An 18,042-nucleotide genomic window follows, 5' to 3' on the forward strand; every position below is an offset into this window, starting at 1 on the left:
CGAAGCGAAGGCGCCGCCCGATCCTCGTCTCAGAAGATGACGATCGAGTCGACTTCACGCCCCTGGAGCCGGCCGCGACCGCCGAGGTCCGACAGCTCCAGAAGCATGCAGATGGCCTCCACCGAGGCGCCGGCCTGCTCAATGAGGGAGATGGAGGCGGCGGCCGTCCCACCTGTGGCCAGAACGTCGTCGATGACCAGGACGCGCGCGCCCTTGGTGACGGTCTCGGGCCTCAGCTCCATCCTGGCCGTGCCGTACTCGAGTGCGTAGTCCACGCCAATGACCGGGCCGGGCAGCTTGCCACCCTTGCGCACCGTGATCATGCCGACCCCGAGCCGAACCGCCAAGGGCGCCGCCAGGATGAAGCCGCGCGACTCAAGCCCCGCGATCGCATCGATCCGCCCCCGGTAGTGATCGGCCAGCCCCTCGACGAGACCGGCGAAGGCCTGTCCATCGGCCAGGAGCGGAGTGATGTCCCGGAAGAGGACCCCCGGCTCGGGGAAGTCGGGAATCTCGCGCAGGTGGCTCAAGACCAGCCTGGTCAGAGACTCGGGCACCGAATCGGAATGGGCCACGGGAGCGGTCATCTGCGCTTCTTCTTCCTTTTTGGCTGAGCCGCCACGCCGAGGTGGTGGCCGGGAGTGACTGGTGAGGCGGCCGGAACCGCGTCAATCTTAGCCAGTTCCTCGACGTCGTCACCGGCCTCCTCCCGACGGTGCTGGCGCGCTGCGGCAACCTTGGCGGCCTGCTCCTTGATGCGCTTCTCACGTGAGCGCAGGTCCACCAGGAGCGGGGTGGCCAGGAAGATCGAGGACAGGGTCCCGGCGATCATGCCGATGAACAGTGTCAGGGCGATGTCACGCAGCGTTCCCGCGCCCAGGATGAAAGCGCCGACGAACAGCAGCGAGGCCACCGGGAGCACACCGACCACGGAGGTGTTGATCGAGCGGATGAAGGTCTGGTTGACCGCCAGGTTGGCGAGCTCGGCGTAGGTGGAACGGCTCTGGGACTCAAAGCCCTCGGTGTTCTCCCGGATCTTGTCGAAGACCACCACCGTGTCGTAAAGGGAGTACCCCAGGATCGTCAGCACACCGATGATCGTGGCCGGGGTGACCTCGAATCCGGACAGGGCGTAGATGCCCACGGTGACGATGATGTCGTGGCACAGAGCGAGCAGGGCTGCAGCCGCCATCTTCCAGGTGCGGAAGTACGCCCAGATGAGCAGCCCGACGAAGATGAAGAACAGGACCAGCCCTCGAACCGCCTTCTTCGTGACGTCGGAGGACCAGGTCGGTCCCACGGTCGTCGCTGAGACGTTGGAGGCGTCGGTCTTGTAGGCGGTGGCAATCTGACCGGCCAACGAGTCGAGGCGCTGCTTGCTCAGCTGAGTGGTCTGCACCCTGACCGATGACGACCCCATGGTGGTCACCGAGGAGCCGGCCGCCAGGTCGCTCTTGGAGAGGACCTCGTTGGCGGGACGCTCTGAGGGGGAGGACAGCCCGGTGACCGTGATCTCCGAACCGCCCTTGAAGTCGATGCCCGGAGTGAGTCCCACGGTGCTCAGGAGCGTGGCCGAGCCCAGGATGATGACGACGGCGATGAGGTACCAGACTTTCCGTTTGCCGACGAAGGCGATGGATGTCTTAGCCGAGTAGAGCTCGTTACCGAGCGTGGCGAGAGACTTCACTTCGTCTCACCGTCCTTTCCCTTGTCGGCCGCGACATCGACCGCGTCGCCCTCCTGCTGCTCAGCCTCACCGTCGGACTCTTCAGCTGCGCGCTGCGGGCTCTCGGCGTTCCTGCGGGCCTCGGCCTTTCGGCGCGCCAGCGACCCGGCCACGCGGTCGGCGACGGCCTCGCGCCCCCTGCCGTAGGTCGAGGACGTCGCCCCGAGGTGCTCGGGGTCAAGGCCGGAGAGGCGGTGCCCCTCACCGAAGAAACGGAATCGGACGATCCACTCCATCATCGGGTGGGTGAAGAAGATGATGATGGCCAGGTCCACGCACGTGGTCACCCCCAGGGTGAAGGCGAATCCCTGGACCCCGCCGACGGCCAGGAAGTACAGGACGATCGCGGCCACGAGGTTGACGGCGTCGGACACGAGGATCGTGCGCCTGGCGTGCTTCCATCCCTCATCGATCGCAGTCCTCAGGGTCCGTCCCTGACGCACCTCGTCACGGATGCGCTCGAAGTAGATGATGAAGGAGTCGACTGTGATGCCGATGGAGATGATGAGTCCGGCGACCCCCGCCAGGGACAGGCGGTAGCCCATGGTCGCGCTCAGGGTCGCGATGACCAGGTAGGTGCCGGCTGCTGCCACCACCAGGGAGGCCACGGCCACCACCGCCAGGCCACGGTACTGCCAGGCCAGGTAGAGGATGATGAGAGCGAAGCCGATGAGCCCGGCGATCAGGCCGTTGCGCAGCTGCTCGGTTCCCAAGGTGGCGGAGATCTGCTGCTCGGACTGCACCGTGAAACTCAGCGGCAGCGAGCCGAAGGAGAGCTGGTTGGCCAGCGTGTTGGCCTGGTTCTGGGTGAAGCCACCGGTGATCTGGACCCGCCCGTCGGTGATGGGCGAGTGGACGGTCTCGTTGAAACCGGAGGCCATGATGGTCAGGCCGTCCAGGACGATGGCGAACTGGGCCTTGTCACCACTGCTCTGAGCCTGCTGGTTCTGAGCGCCCTGCGCGCCGGCGGCGCTCGCCTGGTCGCGGTAGGCCAGCAGCCGCTTGGACAGCTCGGCGAACTTCTTGGTGCCGTCAGCGTTGAAGGCCAGCGAGACGACCCACTGGTTGGTGGCCTGCCCTCGGGAGTCGGTTTCCAGGCCCGAGTTGGCGCTCTTGAGCTCGGTCCCGGTGATCTCGGCCGGGCCGAGGATGTAGGCGCCGTGTTGCCGGGAGCCGGCCTCCTTGGAGCAGGAGATGACGGCGACCTTGGGGTCCTGCGTCTGCCCCGTGAGGTTCTTCGGGTCGGAGCAGTCGGTCATGTAGCCGTCGTAGAGGAGCTTCTCGGTGATCCAGGAGTCCGACGAGTTCGTCTTGTCCTGAGCGGGAAGCGGGGCGGAGGAGATGACGCCGTCCTGGTTGACGTCCGCCAGCTGCTTGGCGATCTCCTCGGGAGTCCTGGGCTGTGCCGTCGACTGAGCCGTGGGCTGCGCGGTGGGGGCCGGGGTTGCGGCCGGCTGCTCGCCCTCGCCTGCGCCCTCCTCCTCGGCGCCCTCCGAGTCCGCTGCCGGCTGAGTAGCCTCGCTGGTGGCGCTCGGGCTGGGCTGAGCCGTCGGCGCCGGGGTCGCCGCACCGGAGGGGTTCTGGCTGGCGATGCTCTTGGCGGCCTGCTGGGCGCTGCCCGGCAGGATGCGAAGGACCGGTCGGAAGTACATGACGGCGGAGGTCCGCACCAGCTCCAGGGTGGCCTGGCTGGGCTTGCCGGGCAGCGAGACCACGATGTTCTGTCCGCCCTGGCGGGAGATCTGCGCCTCGGAGACGCCGGAGGCGTCGACGCGCTGGCGGATGACCTCGATGGCCTGCTCGACGTCCTCGTCGCTGATGGCCGAGCCGTCGGAGGTGGTGGGCGTCAGAATGAGCTGGGTACCACCCTCGAGATCGAGGGCGAGTCCGGGGGTGAGCGAGGCCTTGTGCCTCATGCTTCCCGCCACGAGCGCACCGAAACCGATGACGAGGACGAGGATGAACATCAGGAGGCGGCGCCCTGGGCGCTTTCGCTGCTTACTGGACACGTGGTCCCTTCCTGGGGTGGAGTGTGCTCGAGCGCATGGCCCGAAGGCTGAGGTGAGTGTGGGGGTTGGGATGCTAGGCGGGCACCACCATGAGACGCACCGTTTCCGGTGGACTCGGCGAGTCGGGTCGCCAAGCGCGAGTGGGGTCTGCGGGGCTCCGCTGGGAGCCGCCGCGCTCACATCGTGGGTGAACGGTCGTTTCGCGATGTCAGGACTGCGGCTCGGCCGCGTCCTGCTCGGGCTCACGGCTGTCGTCGTCAGCCTGCTCGACGTCTGAACCGGGCTCCTCATGGGCGGAGGCGGAACCGAAGGGCGGCTCCTCGATAGCAGCGATCGCCCGTTTGCTCCACAGGGTCTCGTCGCCCAGCGGTGTGGCCAGGGTGACCACATCGCCGTCGACCTCAACGACCGTGCCGTAGAAGCCTCCGATGGTGCGAACCCAGTTGCCGGGCACCAGGCCCTTCTCAGTACGGCGCTTCTGCTCCTCCTGCACCGCGCGCTGCCTGCGGCTGACGAACCACATCATCAGGAGCATCCCGATGAGCATGATCCAGAGGAAATACGACGACATGGAGGCCTCTTCCGTTTCGACTAGGCAGTCTCGGCTGATGCAGACCTACGACTGTCACAGGCCGGCAGTGGCGAGTCTATGGCACGTGGGCCAGAGCTTTACCTACCGTTGGCGAGTGGTCGGGCACAACTGGGTACCAGCCGGTTACAAAGTGATCACATTACCCGGTTGTCGCTCAGGAGAACAATGATCCCTCGGCAGGGGGCTCAAGTCCCAGGTGACTGTAGGCCGCCGGCGTGGCCGCCCGCCCCCGCGGGGTGCGCACCACCAGCCCCTCGCGCACCAGGTAGGGCTCGGCCACGGTCTCCACCGTCTCGGGCTCCTCCCCCACGCTGACCGCCAGCGTCGTCAGCCCCACCGGGCCACCGCCGAATCGCGTGCACAGGGCCTCGAGCACCTGGCGGTCCAGACGATCCAGGCCCAGGGCGTCGACCTCGAAGATGTCCAGGGCGCCGCGGGCCGCCGCCAGGTCGAGCCGGCCGGGCCGCCCGTGCACCTCCGCCCAGTCCTGGACGCGGCGCAGCAGCCGGTTGGCGATACGAGGTGTGCCGCGGGAGCGTGAGGCCAGCTCCTTGGCGGCGTCAGCCTCCAGGCTCACGCCCAGCAGACCTGCACTGCGCGTGAGGATCCGGGTGAGCTCGCCCGGCCCGTAGTAGTCGAGGTGCCCGGTGAAACCGAAACGGTCACGCAGCGGCGCGGGCAGCAGACCCGCCCTCGTGGTGGCTCCGACGACGGTGAAGGGAGGCAGGGACAGGGGGATGGAGGTCGCCCCGGGACCCTTTCCTACGACGATGTCGACGCGGAAGTCCTCCATCGCCAGGTAGAGCATCTCCTCGGCGGTCCGTGCCAGGCGGTGGATCTCATCGATGAACAGCACGTCGCCCTCCTCCAGGGAGGACAGGATGGCCGCGAGGTCTCCGGCGTGCTGGATGGCCGGTCCCGAGGTCAGGCGCAGGGAGCCGTCCACCTCTGCGGCGATGATCATGGCCAGGGTGGTCTTGCCCAGCCCGGGCGGCCCCGAGAGCAGGACGTGGTCAGCCGTCACCCCGCGGGCCAGAGCCGAGCGCAGCACCACCGAGAGCTGGCCTCGCACCACCTCCTGCCCGGTGAAGTCCTCCAAGCGCTTGGGCCGCAGGGCCGCCTCTGCGGCACGCTCGGTGGCATCGGCGCCGCCACCGACCAGGCGCTGCCGGTCGAGCTCATCGGACTCAGCCACGGCGCCCACCCCCCAACCACCTCAGGGAGGCCCGCAGCAGTGCCGCCATGTCCGGTTCCTGGTCGGCCTGGACGGTATCAGCCGTCACGGAGGTGACGGCCTGGCGCGCACTGGCCTCGTTCCAGCCGAGCTGCACCAGGGCGGCGACGACCTCGGCGTGGGGCTCGGGACCGCCTGCGGTCATCGTCTCCGTCCCCCCGGCTGTCTGCGCAGCGGTCCGCGCGGTCCCGAGATCATCCCCGGTGACAGGACCCAGCTTGTCGGCCACGTCCAGGATGACGCGCTGAGCACCCTTGGGGCCGAGGCCTGGCACCCGCGTCAGGGCGGCGACGTCCTGCGAGGCGATGGCCCGCCTGAGCGCGTTAGGTGTGTGGACGGCCAGCATCGCCAGCGCCAGCTTGGCCCCAACCCCTTTGGCGCTCATCAGGGTGCGGAAGCTGTCCCTCTCATCGGTGTCGGCGAAGCCGAACAACGTCAGCGAGTCCTCACGGACCACCATCTCGGTGTGGACGAGGGTCTCCTCACCGACCTTGAGGCCGGACAGCGTGGTGGGCGTGGCCTGGATACTCATGCCGACGCCGCCGGCCTCAATGACGGCACTGGTGAGGCCGACACTGAGGACAGTGCCGCGCAGGGAGGCGATCATGGGCGACTTCTCCTGGGGTTCTCAGCGGGTTGAGCGCCCTCAGGTCGACTTGACGGACGCCGACGGGGCTCGAACAGACGTTCGGATCCTAGCAGCCTGAGTCCGGCGGTGCCCTCAGCGCCGCACCCGTCGCGGGTCAACGGCACCGGTGCGCCGGGCCGCGGCCTGGGCGGCGGCCCACTGGCGCTGTGCCGGCGTGCGGGCTGAGACACGCACCGCTCCCCCGGCGGAGACCATCTCGGTGGCATCGTCCGTCCCCGTTCCGCCGCCGCGCCAGCCGTGGCAGATCGCCTGGGCCAGGGCGTCGGCGGCGTCGGCCGGCCGGGGCGGGGCGTCGAGGCCGAGGATGCGGGTGACCATGGCCTGGACCTGGGTCTTGTCAGCCGTGCCCGAGCCGGTGACGGCGGCCTTGGCCTCGCTGGGCGTGTGCTGAGCGACCTCCAGGCCTGCGCGCGCCGCCGTGGCCATCGCCGTGCCCATGACCTGGGCGACCCCGATGACGGAGCGCAGGTTGTCCTGCGCGAAGACCCGCTCGATGGACACCACGGAGGGGCCCAGGCGGGCGATCCAGTCCTCAATGGCCTCCGTGATGGTCAGCAGCCTCAGCTCGGGGCTCTGGGAAGGCGGCGTGCGAACCACGCCAACCTCCACCAGGCGGACCTGACGGCGAGGGTCGACGTCCACGCATCCCAGACCGCAGCGGGTCAGTCCGGGATCGATTCCCAGGACCCGCTGCTGGGCGACGACGGCGCGAGCCGAGCGCGGCCGGGAGTCGGCGAGGTCCAGGGGGCTCAGTCCTCGTCGCCTGCGAACTCAGCGGCCACCTCCGGGCTGAGGTCCACCGAGGTGTAGACGTTCTGGACATCGTCGGAGTCCTCCAGGGCGTCGATGAGGCGGAAGACCTTCCGGGCTCCTTCGATGTCGACCTCCACCTTGGTGCCGGCGACGAACTGGACCTCGGCGGAGTCGTAGTCCATCCCCGCCTCCGTCAGGGCGGTACGCACAGCGACGATGTCGCCGGGCTCGGAGTAGATCTCGAAGGACTCGCCCATGTCCTCGACCTCCTCGGCGCCGGCTTCCAGGACGGCCATGAGGATGGAGTCCTCGTCCACGCCGTCGGCCTTGGCGACCTCGACGACGCCCTTGCGGGTGAAGTTGTAGGCCACCGAGCCCGGGTCGGCCAGGTTCCCGCCGTTGCGGGAGAAGGCCACGCGCACGTCGGAGGCGGCCCGGTTGCGGTTGTCGGTGAGGCACTCGACGAGGAAGGCAACCCCTCCGGGGCCGTAGCCCTCGTACATGATGGTCTGCCAGTCGGCGCCACCGGCCTCCTCGCCACTGCCGCGCTTGACGGCGCGGGTGATGTTGTCCGCCGGCACGGAGTTCTTCTTGGCCTTCTGGATGGCGTCGAACAGAGTGGGGTTACCGGTGGGGTCACCGCCGCCGGTGCGGGCGGCGACCTCGATGTTCTTGATGAGGCGCGCGAAGAGCTTGCCGCGCTTGGCGTCAATGGCGGCCTTCTTGTGCTTGGTGGTGGCCCACTTGGAGTGACCCGACATTAATGCTCCTTGGGAGTCGATGCTGAGGGCGCGGCCGAACGTACTCAGGCCCGGCGCGTCACCATGGAGACGAAGACGTCGTGGACCCGGTGGTCGCTTCCGACCTCCGGGTGGAAGGACGTGGCGAGCAGGGCCCCTTGACGAACCGCGACGATCCTACCGCCGTCGGCCCCACCGACCCCAGCCGCACGTCCAGCGCGGGTCGTGGCGAGGATCTCGACGCCCGGGCCCACCTCCTCCACCCAGGGCGCCCGGATGAAGACGGCGCGCAGCGGTCGGTCCCGCCCCGCACCGAGTACCGGGGCGATGAGGTCCTCCTCGTAGGAGTCCACCTGACGGCCGAAGGCGTTGCGGCGCACCGTCATGTCGATGCCCCCCAGGAAGGCCTGGCCCTCCTGCGCCCCCTCGACGCGGTCGGCCAGCATGATCATCCCGGCGCAGGACCCGTAGGCGGGCAGGCCCGCACCGATGAGCTCACGCAGGGGCGCGAGCATGTCGAAGGCGACCAGCAGCGTGCTCATGGTGGTCGACTCCCCACCGGGGATCACCAGGCCGTCAAGCCGGTCGCCGGGGGCGTCACCCAGATCGGCGGCGCTGCGTACGACGACGGGTCGCGCTCCGGCCGCCTCGAGGGCCAAGGAGTGCTCACGCACGTCGCCCTGAAGGGCCAGGATCCCGATCGTGGGGCGGGAGTCGGGTGCTGCGAGCGCGGGGAACAGCGCCCGGGGGTGGTGGGCGTCCATCGTCTGGACCGGGCGGTGGGCATGGCTCTGGTCGGTCATCGGGTTCCTTCAAGTGCTGGGGTCGAAGTGACGGGCCGGGTTGCTCGCGAGCTCGGCCAGGACTTTGCAGTCCACCGGATCGGTCAGGTCGAGGCGTCGGCCGTTCCAGCCCGAGGCGAGCTCCCCCACGATCTCGGGCAGGCGCACGGGGTAGATCTCCCGCCCCCGCTGCTGGGCGGCCCGCAGCTGCTCGACGTTCCACCAGGAGATGGAGTCGACGACGTCGCGCTCCAGGCACGTCCAGCCGTCCTTCCTGACCGGGCGCCGGGTCGGCAGGTGCAGGAGGAAGAAGATCTCGTCCTGACGGCACGTGACCGAGGCGAAGCGGAAGATCGCCTCCCGGTGGGCGACGGGCCCCTCCAGGTCCGCGGGGGCGACCTCGATCCCGGATTCCTCAACCAGCTCACGCACGGCCCCGGCACGGGGGTCCTCACCACTGTGGATTCCTCCTCCCGGGGTGAAGATCCAGCTGTGAGCCGGGTCCGCGGCGTCGTGCCCCACCAGCAGCAGCACCTCGCCGTCCTGGGTCACGGCCAGAACCCGGGCAGCTGTCCTGAAGGGCAGACCGTCCTCCCCCAGGCTCCACTCGGTGGCGTCGAGGTGCTGGTCCCAGTCCTCGGGGACCAGCACCGGGTGGCGTCCACCGACCAGGCGGCCGGTGGAACCGTTATCCGTACCGACGACGAGGTGACCGGCGTCCTGCGAGGAGCCGGTCACCAGCCGCGTTCCGCCAGGCGGTGGGGCTCGGGGATCTCGTCGACGTTGATCCCCACCATCGCCTCGCCCAGTCCGCGCGAGACCTCGGCGATGACGTCGGGGTCGTCGAACTGAGCGGTGGCGCGCACGATGGCGGCGGCCCGCTTGGCGGGGTCACCGGACTTGAAGATGCCCGAGCCCACGAAGACGCCCTCGGCCCCCATCTGCATCATCATGGCGGCGTCGGCCGGGGTGGCGATGCCACCGGCGGTGAACAGCACGACCGGCAGGTGGCCGGTGCGGGCAACCTCGGCGACGAGCTCGTAGGGAGCGGAGAGCTCCTTGGCGGCCACATAGAGCTCGTCCTCAGGCAGCGAGGTCAGGCCACGGATCTCATCGCGGATCGTGCGCATGTGGGTCACTGCGTTGGAGACGTCCCCGGTTCCGGCCTCCCCCTTGGAGCGGATCATGGCCGCGCCCTCGGTGATGCGGCGCAGCGCCTCGCCCAGGTTGGTGGCTCCGCACACGAAAGGAACGGTGAAGGACAGCTTGTCGATGTGGTGGGTGTAGTCGGCCGGGGTGAGGACCTCGGACTCATCGATGTAGTCCACGCCGAGGCTCTGGAGGACTTGGGCCTCCACGAAGTGGCCGATACGGGCCTTGGCCATCACCGGGATGGAGACCGCCTCGATGATGCCGGTGATGAGGTCGGGGTCGCTCATACGGGCAACGCCGCCCTGGGCTCGGATGTCGGCGGGGACGCGCTCGAGCGCCATGACGGCGACGGCTCCCGCGTCCTGAGCGATACGGGCCTGCTCGGGCGTGACGACGTCCATGATGACTCCACCCTTGAGCATGTCCGCCATGCCGCGTTTGACGGTGAGGGTGCCGGTGCTGGGGGTGATCTGCTCTGTGCTCAATCGTGGTCCTCTGGCCGTGAGCCGTGGCTGCCGCTCGGGGGGCGACAGCAACGTCTCCGTGAAAATGCTGACGCCACGCATGCTACTCCGTGCCTGCGCAACAGTCCCCGGTGCTCGCGCAGCAAGACCTGAACCGTCGCAGGACATTCGGCTCCTGACGCCTCCTAACCGGCCCCGAGGAAGGATCGGCGCGCCGAGCTGATTCGGGTGAGCAGCTCGGTCTCCTTGACCGACAGCTCACCCTGAACATGGCTGTCCACCGCCTGCTGGCGCAGCTGAGCGAGCTCCGCAGCGCCTTTCTGGAACGTGTTCATGGCCGCTGCGGCCTGCGGCCCCCTGGTGACGGCCCACCGTCTGCCCGCCCGACGCCCCCCACCGGTGGTGAGCATCTGAACCTCGGCCGGGGAGAACCAGCCGGCGTGGGCGTAGTCCTCTATCCCCCGGCGCATGGACCGACGCTCACTCCAACGCAACCACGAGACCAGCCCGGCGCACAGAGCGTAGAAGGGGAACTGAAGCAGCAGATACACCCCGAAGTTCTCGGCGACGAACCCGTTCCAGGTCGCGTGAAGCACAATGGCACCGACCAGGCCCACAGGAGCCATCCACGCCCAAGCGTACTGGGACCGCCTGCGAGAGGAGACGCCGATGGCGACCCCAGTGCAGGCAGTGAACGTCAGGTGAGCGAATGGAGACAGCAGTGCGCGCATGACGAAAATGGTCCTCACGTACTCCCATCCCTGAACGAAGTAGAGAATATTCTCAACGAAGGCGAATCCGGCGGCAGTGAACGCCGCATACACGACCCCGTCAATCGTCCCATTGATCGCGCGGCGCCAGATGAGGAAGACGAACAGGACACCCAGCCCCTTGGTCAGCTCCTCAACCAGAGGCGCTGAAATCACACCAGCTGCACCCGGGTCCCCCATGGCCTCGGTGATGACCCGAGCCACCCAGCCGTTGACCACCATGGAGCACAGGGTGGACACGCTCGTCCCCCACAGGAATGCCACTATGAGAGTGACCGCTGTGAACACCCCGGGAGGCCTAGGCTCCCAGCGAACGTACCAGAACACTCCCGCGAGCAGCATCGTGACCACCAGCACACCGCATAGCGGGATGAGTGCCAACAGAAACGACGGGAGCACGACCGGCCCGAAGTCCTTATGAAGCCCTGAGAAGAAATACAGGGTGTACAGAGAGAAGAGAACGATCGCGGTCAGCATGACGAGTGCCCCGACCTTCGCCGGGATGCCAGGTGGGATGAGGGAGGCCACCTGCGCGTGCTGCTGCCGGCCATCCTGAGAATCTGAGTCCCGCGAAGGAGGCGTGCCCTGAGAGTCACGATGAACCTGGTAACGCTGCCCGACTCCGGTCAGGGGACCGGAATCGGCTGAGATCTGCGGCAGGGCGCTGGAGCGCCGGTATCCGGGGCGGGGGGCCCAGGGGCTGGGGGGCATGCTCATGGATTCACCTCGGTTGCACCTCGTCGTCGCGCTCGGGCTGCGTCTCGGGGGTAGTGTCGTCGTCGGCATCGAAGGTCTGGGGCATGGGCGCGTGCCCAGCCAGGTGGAACATCCGGACGAGTAGCCGTCCCCTGAGCGCCTGGGCCTCACTGACGTGGGTGTTGTGGAACCTTCGGGCCAGGACCAAGCGGGAGCAGGCCCGGTCCAGGCGGTTGAGCGCGGGCACGCTCAGCGGGTCGGCGGACAGCTCGCGGCGTGCGGGCTCGCAGACCACCGTCCGCAGAACCCTGCTGAGATCGGACTCGATGAGGGCCCGGCTGCGGGTGGTTGGCGCCGGGAGCGCTGCACCGCCTGAGGCAGGATGAGAGGAGGGGGCGCACTCAAGAGGCGTGGAGGTGTCCAGACCGTCGTCGACGAGAGGCCCCTCGGCATCCAGTGCCTCGCGCGCGGCCCGGCTGAGCAGCAGTCCGGAGGCCGGATCCAGGGCCGGGACGGTGGCCAGCTCCGCCGCGGCCTCGGCCCGGTGCACGAGCTGGGCCTCAAGCGTGGCTCGGGCTCCCAGCACCTGCCGGTGCAGCCGGTCGACTCGCACCGCCCTGGCATAGAGGGCCCACCCGGTGGCCACGGCCAGCCCGACCAGCAGCACGACGATGCTCCACATCAGCGCAGTCGTCACACCGGCCCCCGCGGAGGAGAGCGCTGGTAGGGCAGTAGTCGCACCGGCCGGGATATCAACGGGCTGCGTCATGGCCGTCGTCATGGTTGCTGCCATGGTCGGTTCCTCATCACTCCTGAGATCAGCTGCTAGTCATCCAGGGCATCGCGCAGCCGGCCCAGCATGGTGCGCGAACCGGGGGCGGGCTCCACCCGGGTGTGGGCGGTGGACAGAGCCATGTCGTAGACGTCAAGGACCTCGTCGGTGACCGCGGACCAGTCGTAGCGGCCGACCACCTGACTGGCCGCCTGGACGCGGGCCTGGGCGGCGGTGGCGTCCTGCAGGGTGTCGATGATGACTCGGGCCAGGTCGCCGCCGTCCTCGTTGTGGAACAGCGCCCCGTAACGGCCCTCGCCGAGCACGTCGGAGAAGGCCTTGAGGTCGGAGGCGATGACCCGGGTACCGGCGGCCATGGCCTCCACCAGGACGATGCCGAAGGACTCCCCTCCGGTCTGCGGGGCCACGTAGCAGCTGGCCGAGGCCAGCATGGCGGCCTTGTCCTCGTCGCTGACCCCTCCCAGGAAGACCACGGAGTCACCGAAGCGGGCCAGCTCCTCACGGATCTCCTGGGCCTGCCCTCGTCCTGCGACGAGGAAGCGCGCTCCCGGCACCGATTCCAGCACCGTCGGGATGGCGTCGGCCAGGACCCGCAGTCCCTTGCGGGGCTCGTCCAGGCGCCCCAGGAAGGAGATGGTGGGGGCCTCGTCCGTGCCCCGGAACCGGGGGTCGTCCTTGGGCGCGTCGGCGAAGGGCCCCACATTGACACCGTTGGGAATGACGACGGCGTCACCGCCGTGGTACTGGATGAGGGTGCGGCGGGCCTCCTCGGAGACGGCGATGCGGGCCGAGAGCTTCTCCATGAGCGGCACCGTCGCCGGACTCAACAGCTCGCGGGCCAGCGAACGGTCCATGGCGGCATGGAAGGTGCCCACAACCGGTCCGGTGGCGGCCTGCAGGGCCAGCATCCCGACACTGGGGGTGATGGGCTCGTGGATGTGAAGGATGTCGAAGTCCCCGGCATCGAGCCAGCGTCGGGCCCGCCTGGCCACGAGGGCACCGAAGTTGAGCCGCGCCACCGAGCCGTTGTAGGGAATGGCGATGGAGTCACCGGCGCTGGTGACCCAGTCCGGCAGGTCGGTGTCCTGGGAGGCCGGCGCAAGGACCTGGACCTCGTGGCCACGGCGGAAGAGCTCACTGGCCAGGTCCATGACGTGGACCTGGACTCCTCCGTGAGCGTCGAAGGAGTAGGGGCAGACGATACCGATCCTCATGCGTCCTCCTCGTGGGCGATCTGCTGGTCACGGGCGTGGCTGCGAGCCAGGCGCTCCTGGTCCAGGTCGGCGTCGAAGACGGGCTGGAGCATGTGCCAGTCCTCAGCGTGCTCGGCGATCAGGGGCTCCAGTGCGGCGACCCAGGCGCGAGTGTGCGCTACAACCTGCTCGCGTCCCTCCAGGTGCCGGGGCGCCGGAACCCTGCGGGCGGTCAGCACGAGCCCCCAGGGCGATCCGGCCAGGCGGCGTCGCCGGCCGCTCAGTGGCTCGTAGTGGATCGAGGCGGCGTACAGGGGGCGTCCCAGGCGCTGGGCGATCGCCGCGGGACCGGCGGCCACCCGGGCGGTGGCGCCGCCCAGCCGCGCGGTGATGCCGGCCGAGGACAGGTCCCGATCGGCCAGGAGCGCGACGACGTAGTGCCCCTGGCTCGCCGTTTGCAGGAGGCGGTCGAAGACCTTCTCCCCGTGGGCCTGGCCGATGATGCGCATGCCCAGCAACTGACGGAAGGACACGAACTGTTCAAAGAGGTCCTCGGGCTCCAGGCGCTCGGCGACGGTCAGGACGGTGGCCAGCTCACGGCAGGCCCAGGCTCCGATGAGGTCCCAGTTGCCCATGTGCGGCAGGGCCATGACGACGCTGCCGGCGCGCACGTCCTCATGGAGCTGGGGGTCGATGTCGGTGCGCACGCGCGCGAGGACCTGTTCCGGGGTGATTCCGGGCAGGGCGAAGGCCTCGTAGAAGTAGCGCATGTAGGAGCGCATGCCGGCTCGGGTGGCCTGGCGCAGAGCACGTGGCGGAGTCCCCGGGGGGAGGATGCGCGCCAGGTTGCGCTCGAGCTGTCCCACCCCGGTGGCTGAGCGCCTGAGGCGCTGCCAGGCCCACAGCGCGTCCGCGACGGTGTGCGCCAGGCCGTAGCCCACCGGCGCGGGCAGGTGGCGGGTACCGCGCCAGGCCAGGCGGTAGGCGTCGGAGACGGCGGGCAGGCGCAGCCTCATGCCGGATCATCCGCCTGACGGACCTGCTGGGAGACGGTGCGCACGCGTTGGATCACGGTAATGAAGGAGGCGATCGCCACATAGAGCAGACCGATGGTGAGCACCCACTGGGGAGCCCCGAGCCCCACGATGAAGGTGGCGCCGAGCGCTACGAGGAGCCGGTCGGTGCGCTCGGCGATCCCCACGGAGGCGGTGGCGCCGATGGACTCGGCCCGCGCCCGGGCGTAAGGAACCGTGGCCGCCATGACGACGGCGACCAGGGCCGCTGCGACAGTCACGGTGCGCAGCACGCCGGTGGGCATGGACAGGGCCGCCCAGGCCGCGAGGGAGCCCAGGACGGCCCCGTCGGCGAGGCGGTCCATGGTGGAGTCCAGGAAGGCTCCGAAGACTGAGCTCTTCCCAGTGGCTCGGGCCAGAATGCCGTCGAAGGAGTCGGCCACCAGCACCACGAGCAGGACGAGGGGCCCGGCCACGAAGTGTCCCTGCGGCAGCAGGGTGACCGTTGCCGTCACGGACAGGACCGTTCCGGTGACAGTGAGCATGTTGGGGGTCACCCCGAGCCGCCCGAGCGCGAGGGCGGGACGGGTGAACAGGGCCTTGGTCAGGCCGCGGCCGTGGTTGCCGAGCATGAGATCCTTAGGTCTCGGGTGGAGCAGTCAGAGAGACGAGCCGTGATGGCACGGTATAGACTGGGACGGAGGGTGTTGCCCTCATCCTGGCGGAGTGCGTCAAGAAGGGCCAAGGAGATCAGTCCCCGCTCTGCCCGGTCCGGGCGGACCAGGCGGCGGCGAGCATGTCCCGCTGCTCGCCGAGCAGCTGGGGCACGGGCTTGGTCCGGCCGATGATGGGCATGAAGTTCGCGTCCCCCTTCCAGCGTGGCACGATGTGCTGGTGGAGGTGAGCGGCGATCCCCGCACCGGCGACCTCGCCCTGGTTCATCCCCAGGTTGAATCCGTGGGGGTGGCTCACCGAGCGCACGACACTCATGGCCGTGGCGGTCAGCTCACCGATCTCCTGACGCTCGGGCGCGGTGGCCTCAGTCCAGTCGGAGATGTGTCGGTAGGGGCACACCAGCAGGTGACCGGTGTTGTACGGGTACAGGTTCATGATGACGTAGCTGGTCTGGCCCCGGTGGACGATGAGGGCCTCCTCATCATCGCGTTCCGGCCCGGTGCAGAACGGGCACTGTGCGGGGGTGTCGTCCGAGGGCTTGTTCTGCCCCCCGATGTAGACCATGCGGTGCGGGGTCCACAGACGCTGAAAGGCCTGCGGAGCGCCCTCGTGGTAGAAGGGCGCCTCCACCTCGACGTGGTCACCGGCTCCGGGGGCGCTGATCATCGCTCCAGTCGCTTCCTCAGTCACTGTGCAGCTTCTCCCCTGCCGGGTCGTTGATACGGGCGTTGATGACACTGACGATGTGGCTCACGGCCTCCTTGACGGGCACGCCGTTGGTCTGCTGACCGTCACGGAACCGGAAGGAGACGGCACCGGCCTCGGCGTCCTCTCCCCCGGCGATGAGCGTGAAGGGGATCTTGTCCTTCGAGGCGTTGCGGATCTTCTTGCCGAAGCGGTCATCGGAGTGGTCCACCTCGACGCGCACTCCCTGAGCGCGCAGCTGGGCGGCGACGTCGTCGACGTAGGCGTCGAAGGCCTCGGCCACGGGGATGAGGCGGACCTGCACCGGGGAGAGCCAGGTGGGGAAGGCCCCCGCGTAGTGCTCGGTGAGCACCCCGATGAAGCGCTCCACACTGCCCAGCTTGGCCGAGTGGATCATGATGGGACGCTGGTGGGTGCCGTCGGCGGCCGTGTACTCCAGGTCGAAGCGCTCGGGCTGGTTGAAGTCGTACTGGATGGTGGACATCTGCCAGGTCCGGCCGATGGCGTCCTTGACCTGGACCGAGACCTTGGGGCCGTAGAAGGCGGCGCCGCCCGGGTCGGGAACGACCTTCAGGCCGGAGGCGTCGCAGGCGTTCTGGAGGGCCTGCGTGGCGGCGGCCCAGTCGGCGTCGGAGCCGATGAACTTGTCCTTCTTGGCTCCGTCCTCATCGCGGGTGGACAGCTCGAGGTAGAAGTCGGTCAGTCCGAAGGCCTGGAGGATGGACAGGAAGAAGTCGATCTGGGCGCGGATCTCCTCACCGGCCTGCTCCGGGGTGCAGTAGGTGTGGGAGTCGTCCTGGGTGAAGCCGCGCATGCGGGTGAGCCCGTGGACGACGCCGGACTTCTCGTAGCGGTAGTCGTGGCCCATCTCGAAGAAGCGCAGCGGCAGCTCGCGGTAGGAGCGCCCGCGGGAGCGGAAGATGAGGTTGTGCATCGGGCAGTTCATGGCCTTGAGGTAGTACTCCTGGCCGGCCTTGGTGATGTTGCCCTCGGCGTCGCGCTCCTCGTCGGCGAGCATGGGCGGGAACATGGTGTCGGCGTAGTAGGGCAGGTGGCCCGAGGTGTGGAAGAGCCCGCCCTTGGAGATCTCGGGGGTGTGGACGAAGTCGAAGCCGTAGTCCAGGTGTCGCTCGACGACGTACTGCTCGATCTGGTGGCGCAGCATGGCGCCCTTGGGGTGGAAGACCACCAGGCCGGGGCCGATCTCCTCGGGGAAGGAGTAGAGATCGAGCTCGGCGCCGAGCCTGCGGTGGTCACGCTTGGCGGCCTCGGCCAGGCGGGTCTGGTAGGCCTTGAGCTCGTCCTTGGTCGCCCAGGCAGTGCCGTAGATGCGTTGGAGGGAGTCGCCGGACTGGTCGCCCTTCCAGTAGGCCGAGGAGGACTTGGTCAGCGCGAAGCCCTGCCCGATGAGGCGGGTCGAGGGCAGGTGCGGGCCACGGCACAGGTCGGTCCAGGCGACGCTGCCGTCGCGTCGGACGTTGTCGTACATGGTCAGCCCGCCGGCGCCGACCTCGACCGAGGCGCCCTCGGCACCCGCGCCCTTGGTGGTGATGAGCTCGAGCTTGTAGGGCTGGTCGGCCAGCTCCTCACGCCCCTCGGCCTCGGTGATGTCGCGGCGCACGAAGCGCTGCCCCTCCTTGACGATGCGCTTCATGCGCTTCTCGATCTCGCGCAGCATCTCGGGGGTGACGGCGTCGATGGCTCCGAAGTCGTAGTAGAAGCCGTCAGTGATGAAGGGGCCGATACCCAGGTTGACGCCCGGGAACATCTCCTGGACGGCCTGGGCCATGACGTGGGTGGCGCTGTGGCGCAGGATGTTGAGTCCGTCCTCACTGGACAGGGTGATCGGCTCGACGACGGCGCCGGCCGGGATCTGACGCTCCAGATCCCAGGGCTCGCCGTTGACGCGCATCGCGACGACGCCGTCCTTCTTGACGGCGTCCTGCAGGAGGAGCGCCCCCGTGCTGCCCGCCTCAATGGTGCAGGGCGCGCCGTCGAGGGTGATCTCAATCTTGGGCTGGTCTGACACGGGCTCGTCTCCTCTACTGCATCGGTGCGGGGCGCTGTACTGGTGCACCCCGGCTCGGCCGCGAGTC

The 18,042-nt window shown here is 68.8% G+C and carries 18 protein-coding genes; all 18 read right to left on the reverse strand.

The window, feature by feature from the left end:
- Positions 1 to 29: 29 nt before the first annotated feature.
- Positions 30 to 587 carry an adenine phosphoribosyltransferase gene (locus BKH20_RS02800; RefSeq protein WP_081381219.1) on the reverse strand — a complete coding sequence of 186 codons (558 nt, stop codon included), beginning with the start codon at positions 585 to 587 and terminating at the stop codon, positions 30 to 32.
- Positions 584 to 1,687 (reverse strand): protein translocase subunit SecF, encoded by a 1,104-nt coding sequence (secF, locus tag BKH20_RS02805; protein ID WP_075389859.1) that lies wholly within the window; start codon positions 1,685 to 1,687, stop codon positions 584 to 586. Before secF ends, BKH20_RS02800 begins: the two co-directional genes overlap by 4 nt.
- Positions 1,684 to 3,735: a protein translocase subunit SecD gene (gene secD / locus BKH20_RS02810; protein ID WP_075389860.1), complete on the reverse strand. Its 2,052-nt coding sequence runs from the start codon at positions 3,733 to 3,735 to the stop codon at positions 1,684 to 1,686. The genes secF and secD overlap by 4 nt, the downstream gene beginning before the upstream one ends.
- A gap of 208 nt (positions 3,736 to 3,943) precedes the next feature.
- Positions 3,944 to 4,306, reverse strand: a complete 363-nt coding sequence (gene yajC, locus BKH20_RS02815; protein WP_070663050.1) for a preprotein translocase subunit YajC — start codon at positions 4,304 to 4,306, stop codon at positions 3,944 to 3,946.
- A 175-nt stretch (positions 4,307 to 4,481) separates the two neighbouring features.
- Positions 4,482 to 5,522, reverse strand: coding sequence for a Holliday junction branch migration DNA helicase RuvB (ruvB, locus tag BKH20_RS02820; protein ID WP_075389912.1), 1,041 nt, complete (start codon positions 5,520 to 5,522; stop codon positions 4,482 to 4,484).
- On the reverse strand, positions 5,515 to 6,168 hold the full coding sequence (gene ruvA, locus BKH20_RS02825) for a Holliday junction branch migration protein RuvA (RefSeq protein ID WP_075389861.1): 654 nt from the start codon (positions 6,166 to 6,168) through the stop codon (positions 5,515 to 5,517). Before ruvA ends, ruvB begins: the two co-directional genes overlap by 8 nt.
- A gap of 114 nt (positions 6,169 to 6,282) precedes the next feature.
- Positions 6,283 to 6,888, reverse strand: a complete 606-nt coding sequence (locus BKH20_RS02830; RefSeq protein WP_256277504.1) for a crossover junction endodeoxyribonuclease RuvC — start codon at positions 6,886 to 6,888, stop codon at positions 6,283 to 6,285.
- A gap of 71 nt (positions 6,889 to 6,959) precedes the next feature.
- Positions 6,960 to 7,724 carry a YebC/PmpR family DNA-binding transcriptional regulator gene (locus BKH20_RS02835; protein WP_070663053.1) on the reverse strand — a complete coding sequence of 255 codons (765 nt, stop codon included), beginning with the start codon at positions 7,722 to 7,724 and terminating at the stop codon, positions 6,960 to 6,962.
- Between the two features lie 44 nt (positions 7,725 to 7,768).
- Entirely contained in the window at positions 7,769 to 8,467 is a 699-nt protein-coding gene (gene pdxT, locus BKH20_RS02840; protein ID WP_218638147.1) for a pyridoxal 5'-phosphate synthase glutaminase subunit PdxT, read from the reverse strand.
- A 48-nt stretch (positions 8,468 to 8,515) separates the two neighbouring features.
- A complete protein-coding gene (locus tag BKH20_RS02845) occupies positions 8,516 to 9,223 on the reverse strand; it encodes an NUDIX hydrolase (RefSeq protein ID WP_430793307.1) in 708 nt (235 codons plus the stop codon).
- Positions 9,220 to 10,122, reverse strand: coding sequence for a pyridoxal 5'-phosphate synthase lyase subunit PdxS (gene pdxS, locus BKH20_RS02850; RefSeq protein WP_075389863.1), 903 nt, complete (start codon positions 10,120 to 10,122; stop codon positions 9,220 to 9,222). The genes BKH20_RS02845 and pdxS overlap by 4 nt, the downstream gene beginning before the upstream one ends.
- A 164-nt stretch (positions 10,123 to 10,286) precedes the next feature.
- Positions 10,287 to 11,588 carry a PrsW family intramembrane metalloprotease gene (locus BKH20_RS02855; protein WP_075389864.1) on the reverse strand — a complete coding sequence of 434 codons (1,302 nt, stop codon included), beginning with the start codon at positions 11,586 to 11,588 and terminating at the stop codon, positions 10,287 to 10,289.
- A gap of 4 nt (positions 11,589 to 11,592) precedes the next feature.
- Entirely contained in the window at positions 11,593 to 12,360 is a 768-nt protein-coding gene (locus BKH20_RS02860) for a hypothetical protein (RefSeq protein ID WP_081381569.1), read from the reverse strand.
- Positions 12,361 to 12,392: 32 nt separating this feature from the next.
- Complete coding sequence (locus tag BKH20_RS02865; protein WP_070663058.1) at positions 12,393 to 13,574, reverse strand: glycosyltransferase family 4 protein; 1,182 nt, start codon at positions 13,572 to 13,574, stop codon at positions 12,393 to 12,395.
- Positions 13,571 to 14,569, reverse strand: coding sequence for a phosphatidylinositol mannoside acyltransferase (locus BKH20_RS02870; protein ID WP_075389866.1), 999 nt, complete (start codon positions 14,567 to 14,569; stop codon positions 13,571 to 13,573). The genes BKH20_RS02865 and BKH20_RS02870 overlap by 4 nt, the downstream gene beginning before the upstream one ends.
- The gene (gene pgsA / locus BKH20_RS02875; protein WP_075389867.1) at positions 14,566 to 15,198 is read right to left on the reverse strand and encodes a phosphatidylinositol phosphate synthase; all 633 of its coding nucleotides are present in this window, start codon (positions 15,196 to 15,198) and stop codon (positions 14,566 to 14,568) included. Before pgsA ends, BKH20_RS02870 begins: the two co-directional genes overlap by 4 nt.
- Before the next feature lie 118 nt (positions 15,199 to 15,316).
- Complete coding sequence (locus tag BKH20_RS02880) at positions 15,317 to 15,931, reverse strand: HIT family protein (RefSeq protein WP_075389868.1); 615 nt, start codon at positions 15,929 to 15,931, stop codon at positions 15,317 to 15,319.
- On the reverse strand, positions 15,924 to 17,975 hold the full coding sequence (gene thrS, locus BKH20_RS02885) for a threonine--tRNA ligase (RefSeq protein WP_075389869.1): 2,052 nt from the start codon (positions 17,973 to 17,975) through the stop codon (positions 15,924 to 15,926). The genes BKH20_RS02880 and thrS overlap by 8 nt, the downstream gene beginning before the upstream one ends.
- Positions 17,976 to 18,042 lie beyond the last annotated feature (67 nt).

This window comes from Actinomyces oris, assembly GCF_001937445.1.
GTDB lineage: Bacteria > Actinomycetota > Actinomycetes > Actinomycetales > Actinomycetaceae > Actinomyces > Actinomyces acetigenes.